4 protein-coding genes and 1 riboswitch are annotated in these 6,564 nt (G+C 41.1%); of the genes, 3 read left to right on the top strand and 1 reads right to left on the bottom strand.

Annotation, left to right across the window (positions count from 1 at the left end; genetic code table 11):
* The first annotated feature begins 182 nt into the window (after window positions 1-182).
* Window positions 183-268, top strand: a riboswitch (cyclic di-GMP riboswitch).
* Window positions 269-340: 72 nt separating this feature from the next.
* From AC1U9Z_RS17320 to AC1U9Z_RS17310, 3 genes are all read left to right on the top strand, one after another.
* Window positions 341-1,423 carry an ABC transporter substrate-binding protein gene (locus tag AC1U9Z_RS17320; protein ID WP_479958474.1) on the top strand — a complete coding sequence of 361 codons (1,083 nt, stop codon included), beginning with the start codon at window positions 341-343 and terminating at the stop codon, window positions 1,421-1,423.
* 33 nt (window positions 1,424-1,456) lie between these two features.
* Window positions 1,457-3,073: a methyl-accepting chemotaxis protein gene (locus tag AC1U9Z_RS17315; RefSeq protein WP_479958473.1), complete on the top strand. Its 1,617-nt coding sequence runs from the start codon at window positions 1,457-1,459 to the stop codon at window positions 3,071-3,073.
* 167 nt (window positions 3,074-3,240) lie between these two features.
* Window positions 3,241-4,488, top strand: a complete 1,248-nt coding sequence (locus AC1U9Z_RS17310) for a BaiN/RdsA family NAD(P)/FAD-dependent oxidoreductase (protein ID WP_479958472.1) — start codon at window positions 3,241-3,243, stop codon at window positions 4,486-4,488.
* 141 nt (window positions 4,489-4,629) lie between these two features.
* On the opposite strand, the gene AC1U9Z_RS17305 is transcribed toward AC1U9Z_RS17310, so the two are convergent.
* Window positions 4,630-5,811, bottom strand: coding sequence for a CaiB/BaiF CoA transferase family protein (locus tag AC1U9Z_RS17305; RefSeq protein ID WP_479958471.1), 1,182 nt, complete (start codon window positions 5,809-5,811; stop codon window positions 4,630-4,632).
* Window positions 5,812-6,564: the final 753 nt, after the last annotated feature.

Below are 6,564 nucleotides of genomic sequence, written 5' to 3'. Positions count from 1 at the left end.
GATAAACTTGATGTTATTGAATGCTTTGAATTGCCTGGCCAGAAACTGCGGGTTGGCGAGATTCTTGAGAAGCAGAAGGAAATTTATAAACACTTAGGTATTACCCCTCCGGCCTCGTTATGAGTTTCCGGGAATCCAGGTTATTTACATATTACAATACCACTTTTTAACTAAAAATGATTTAACGATAATGGCAAACCTATCGAAAGTTAGGGACGCAAAGCTATGGGTCTAAAGCCACATTGGCCATGACTGCCAAGCCGTCGAACATTCTTGCAGAGCAAGTTAGACGGCTCTGCTTTTTCTTTTGGGAGGATCATATGTTCAGGAGGTATTGATATTGAAAAAAATAATTTTTATGATTGTTCTTTTAGCACTTTTTTTATTTGGCTGTAGTAAAACAGAAACCGCAAATATCCAGAGTAAGAATGGGCTACCCGTGGTGAGAGTTGCCCATCAGCCTGCTTACCATGCTTTGCCCACCTGGCTGGGAATACAAAAGGGCTGGGCAAAGGAAGCAGGAATTAGTGTCGATTTCAAGAGCTACACGGCGGGTGGCGATCAAGTGGCGGCACTTGGTAAGAAGGAGTGGGATATTGGCGTTATGGGTGCCGCTCCATCCCTACTGGCAGCGTTACGTTATGATAGCTACATCATTGCTATCTCTAACGATGAGTCGCAGACCAATGATCTTTGGGTAAGACCAGATAGTCCGTTGCTTCAAAATAAAGGGGCTAACCCCAAGCACCCAGATATTTATGGCTCACCTGAGGATTATAAGGGAAAAATCATACTTACAACCTCCATGTCTACCGGCCACTTTGCCACCTTAGCCACTTTAAAGGCAATAGGGGTAAATTCGAATGAGGTTAAAATAGTAAACACAGATCCAGGCCAAGCCTTTAAATTTTTTGAAGAAGGCCAAGGCGATATTGTTCAATTTTGGGCTCCCTCTAGTTATAAGGCAGAAGAAAAGGGTTGGGTTAAAGTTTCATCTGGAAAGGCCGCAGGAGCAAAGGTATTGGGCTTAGTTGTGGCGGATAAAGACTTTGCCGATCAAAATCCGGATTTAGTTAACAAGTGGTTGGAAATGTACATAAGAGGTTTAAATGAAATGAAGAAAAACCCAGTCGAATGTGAAAGTGCTCTTTATGATTATTATAATAATTCTGCAAAAATGAACATAAGTGAAGAAATGATTCAGAAGGAATTTGAGTTGCGACCTGTCTTTGATTTAAACGAACAATTAAGCTTATTTCATGTTGATGCCAAGAATAACAGTCCGTTAATCAGCAATATGCAAGAACTAGCCACATTCTTTGAAGAACAAGGAAGAATAACAGCCCGTGACAAGGAAAAATTAGAAAAAAACCAATTTTACGTAACGGATAAATTCCTGAAAAACTTACAGAAAGGGGATTAATAATACACATTTATTCTGTAAGGAGGAAAAATAATGGTAAAAAGTTCTGCAAGAAAAAAAGCAAAAAAACTACGGTTTTTAGCCAGTGTAAAAAGTAGATTAATGGGCATTTTCTTTTGTCTATTGCTAGTAATTGTAGCCATTAGTGGCTACGCATTCATACAAATGACTAATATTGACAACTCTTATAGCGAATTAATTGATAAAGATGCCAGAGCAGTTAGTGAGGCAAAGGATTTAGTTGCTATTTTTGAGAGCCACGCATTAAATATACGGTCTTTTTTATCTACGGGCGATGAAAAATACTTACTCTTTGCTGCGGGGGATAACAACGACTTTAAGGCTAAGCGTTCATTCTTAGGGGAAAAGATTTCTAGCACCGAGGGTCAAAAACGATTAAAGGATTTATCAGACAAACATGCCGCCTATGAAAATGATGTTAATGAAACCGTAAAACTAAAAAAAGAGGATCAGCAAGGCAGCAACATTGAAATGATAAACGAGACCCTTCGTAAAATTAATCTTTCCATAGACCAAAATATCCTTGCCGCTAATGAATTAGCTCTTTACAGTCAGCGGCAGTTGGATTACGAGGGCCAGCAGAACGGCCAGACCACCGTAAGCACTATCCGGTTTTTTATCATTACCATCTTATTTGTGGTGGTCATAAGTACAATTTTATTATACCGGATGTTAAATCAAACAATTAATAAGCCAATCAAAGAAATGGCAGCAGGTGCGGCAAAATTTGGAGAAGGGGACTTTAGGGAGTCAATTCAATATTCGTCGGACAATGAATTAGGTGATCTAGCTAAAGCATTAAACAAAATGCAGGGTGGCTTTAAGGAAGTTATTGAAAATATAAAGAACTCCACCGAACAATTATATGAAGCCGCCCAGCAGTTAACCAGCCAGGCTCACCAGACTGCTGCCGGCGCCTCTGAAACCGCTGCCACTATGAATGAAATCTCTGGTACCTTTGAAAATATAGGTAAAACCATCCATGCAGCTGCAAATAAAGCTGATTTAGCTGCAAAACATGCGGACAAGGGGTACAAAGGTGTAGGAATGATAACCGTTCAAATGAATGAAATTGCCCAAGCTACAACGGAAATAAATACCTCAATTGGATCCTTAAACACAGCTATCCGTAAAGTAGGTCAATTTGTTGAGGTTATTAACAACATTGCCGACCAGACCAACCTATTGGCCTTAAATGCAGCTATCGAGGCTGCCAGAGCCGGTGAAGCGGGTAGAGGCTTTGCCGTAGTAGCCGATGAAGTAAGAAAGCTGGCTGAACAATCAGCCCGTTCTACCAACGAGATTAAAGGTTTAATTAATGATATTAACGAAGTGGCCAAGCATTCTTTGAATGCCGTACAGTTAGGTAACCAAAAAGTTGAACAAGGAAACCAGATTGCTAAAGAAGTCGGACTCGATTTTACTGAAATTATCCATACTGTTAAGGAACTAAACGAGCAGGTGCAGACAATAGCAGCGTCGACCCAACAGGTCACCGCAGGCATCCAAAATGTTGCAGCCACCACCGAGGAGCAAACTGCCACCATGGAAGAAACATCCGCAGCCACCGAAAGTTTAGATAAGTTAGCAGGTAATCTTAATGTGTTAGTTGAAAAATTTAAAATTTAGAATGTACTCTTTATTGGACTGCCCCCTGAATCATACGTTCCTTCTGTAAAATTATTTTACCGCCATTACATTACGGGCCTACTGGATAGTAAATTATTGATTTAATAATTTGTTATACAGACCATTTGACTTATAATGTTATTATTACAATATTTGGGGGCAAAGAAATGAATTGCGATCTAATCGTGGTTGGCGGTGGTCCTGCAGGTATGCTTAGTGCATCCACTGCAGCAGTTAAGGGATTAAAAGTGATTTTATTAGAGAAGAATGATAAACTGGGCAAAAAGTTATTTATTACCGGTAAAGGCAGGTGCAATGTTACCAATTATGGAGACAGGGATGATTTTTTCCATCATGTCATGACTAACCCCAAATTTTTATATAGTGCTTTTAAAACATTTGATAATAACGACCTTTTAGCACTGCTGACGTCTTTGGGCGTACCAACCAAGGTGGAACGCGGCAATCGGGTTTTTCCCGCATCGGATAAATCCAGCGATATTATTAAAGCACTGCAAAAAAACATGCAACTAGGCAATGTATGTATTAAATTGCAAACGGAAATCAAAAAAATACTCGTTAAGAATCACCGGGTAACCGGTGTACTTTTACATGACGATAAACAAATTTCCGCCCCCAAAGTAATTCTGGCCACCGGGGGCATGTCTTATAGGCAAACAGGCTCCACCGGGGACGGCTACAAAATGGCCCAGCAGCTGGGCCATACCATCATAGAGCCCAAACCCGCTTTAATTCCCCTAATAACCCAAGAAAAATGGGTTAAAGACCTGCAAGGTCTAACCCTGAAAAATGTATCCGTTAAAGCTATTATCAATAACAAAGTTCAGGCGGAACAGTTCGGGGAAATGATTTTTACCCACTTTGGCGTATCCGGACCAATTATTCTTAGCATTAGCAGCCTTATTAAAAAGCATATCCACCCACCGACCAATAAACCGATACAAATAAGCATTGACTTAAAACCAGCATTGACCGATGAACAATTAGATGCTCGTTTGCAAAGGGATTTTAATAAATACAGCGTCAAACAATTAAAAAACACCTTTGATGATTTACTGCCCAAAAGAATGATTGCCACCTTTTTGCAATTGTCCGGCCTGGATATACACAAGCCGGTCAATCAAATTAGCAAAAAAGAGCGGGATCTGCTGGTGCACACGCTAAAAGGTATCCCTTTAACCGTCACCGGCACCCGCCCGTTAAATGAAGCGATTGTGACCAGCGGCGGCATTCATGTCAAAGAAATCAACCCTTCGACCATGGAATCTAAAATTGTTCAAGGGCTTTATTTCGCCGGTGAAATAATCGATGTCGATGCTTTAACAGGGGGATATAATTTGCAAATCGCCTTCTCCACTGCTTATCTTAGCGGCCTGAGTGCCGCCAGAGCCTAACTATTTGTGCTATGGACTCTACTATAATGAAAGGGGCGGCTGCTATAAGACAGCCGCTCCTCTTTGGCCGCCGCGTCAATTCCTTGCAGTTTGGGCATATTAATGTCAAGAAAACAAGCGTCCGCCTTAAATGAAAACCTTCTAAATCACTTGCCTTCTCTTAAATTCCTCAAGTTCTTCACGCGTGCATCCTGCCGCCAAAAAAATCTCTTCATTATGTTCACCTAGTTTCGGGAATGTAAGCTTTACTTCCCCCGGAGACTCGGACAATTTGATCGGAGTACCTGTCAGAACGATATCCTTACCATCCTTATTATCACTGGTTAGTTCTATAATCATATCCCGTGCCGCCACTTGTGGATGACTACACATCTCATCAAGGGCAAGGACGGGTGTGAGGCAAATATCACTATTGGCAAAAAAATCAACCCATTCGTCGCGTGTCTTTTCTAGCATGACCACCCTAATATCTTTTATCATCTCCAACTGCTGATTCGGATTCAATTGGATTTTAATATATTCTTTTCGATTAATCTTTTCACAAAACTCTGCCCAAAACTTTCCTTCTATTGCCCCTAAGCTGATATACTTCTTATCTTTTGTTTCATAAATATGATAGCAAGCATATCCTCCGGTCAGAAGATCGTTGCCTCTTTCCGGTAGTTTACTCCCACCTGACCACTCCCCTAGGGTATAGGACAGCAGGCTAATGGAACCGTCTAGCATGGCGATATCACAAAGTTGCCCCTGACCCGTCTTAGCCCGGTGCATCAATGCAAGAAGAATCGCAATCACAGCGTATAAGGTTCCTCCTGCAATATCAGCGATCTGGACCCCGGACATGGCTGGCATACCCCGGTAATTACCAGTAAGTTCCGTTACACCCGCTAAACTAAGATAATTCAGGTCATGTCCCGCAGCATCCCGAAGTGGCCCACTCATACCATACCCAGTAATTGCACAATAAATGATCCCTGGGTTTATTGCCTTTAGCTTTTCATAGTCTAACCCTAATTTTGTCATAACTCCAGGACGGAACTGATCAATAACTACATCACAGGTAGTCACCAGCCTTTTGAAAAGAGCTTTGCCTTCTTCCTTCTTGAGATCCAGTGTGATGCTCTTCTTATTTCGATTCACCGTGTAAAATCGAGTACTTTCACCGTTGACTAGTGGTGGCAGCAATCGCCCAAGATCTCCTCCCTTGGGGTCCTCCACTTTAATGATCTCCGCCCCGAAGTCAGCTAATATCTGAGTACAGAACGGCCCGGGAAGATATCTCGATAAATCTAACACTTTAACCCCTTCTAATGGTAATGGCATAAATCACCCTCCTATAATGGATAATGGTTGATTCTGTCCATGATGTTTAAAGCGTCTTCTAATAACATTATACGCTTCCATAATATAGATAAGAATTATAGATATTGTAGTAATTCGGAATATTTTGTCTATTGGCGCATTTAACATAAAGGCTCTATCTAAAATCACATAGCGCCTTTATTCGTATGCAACTCAATTGAAATACATAGCGTAAAGCATATTTATTTTTAAGCCAATTTCCTGACTTTAGGAAACTATATTCCGCCGTGCATGGCAATAATCAGGTAAATTCCGGAAGTGCCGGTGAGTCCCTTCCGGTTTTTTCCAGATCAGTAATTATTGCGGTTGGATTTTTGGGTTTATGATATATCATTTAATAAAACAGTCAGGATGTTAGGTTGAGTTAAAGGAGGAAGGAAGTATGAAATGGGATGAGGTTAGAAGGCTTTAGAAAGGAATATCCTTAGACCGGCAGCATTCCGGCTCAAACATTTTTGAGTTTATTAGCATTAAAATGGTTCCGATAATAAATAATACGTCAAAACCCCGCTATGTTGACCAGCGGAAAAGTTTAGCGATATGTGCTTTAGTAAGTTAAAGTGGTCCCGCGGGGAGGTCGAGTAGAGCAGGGCTCTTTAACTTAGGAGGCTGCTGCTCTATGGTTAAATTGGCCCTGGTACCCTCACAGAACCGGACGTGCCCAATTAAGGCATCCGGCTCTTCATACTACCATTTACTTGATGTAGCCAATGT

This window comes from Desulfotomaculum sp., assembly GCF_982386235.1.
Note: the sequence above shows the minus strand (reverse complement) of the source record. Positions and strands in the feature narration are given on the sequence as shown.

What these genes read in the sequence shown, in the direction of transcription:
- AC1U9Z_RS17305 (WP_479958471.1), bottom strand. Translation starts at nt 5,811, where the DNA reads ATGCCATTACCATTAGAAGGGGTTAAAGTGTTAGATTTATCGAGATAT.
- AC1U9Z_RS17310 (WP_479958472.1), top strand. Translation starts at nt 3,241, where the DNA reads ATGAATTGCGATCTAATCGTGGTTGGCGGTGGTCCTGCAGGTATGCTT.
- AC1U9Z_RS17315 (WP_479958473.1), top strand. Translation starts at nt 1,457, where the DNA reads ATGGTAAAAAGTTCTGCAAGAAAAAAAGCAAAAAAACTACGGTTTTTA.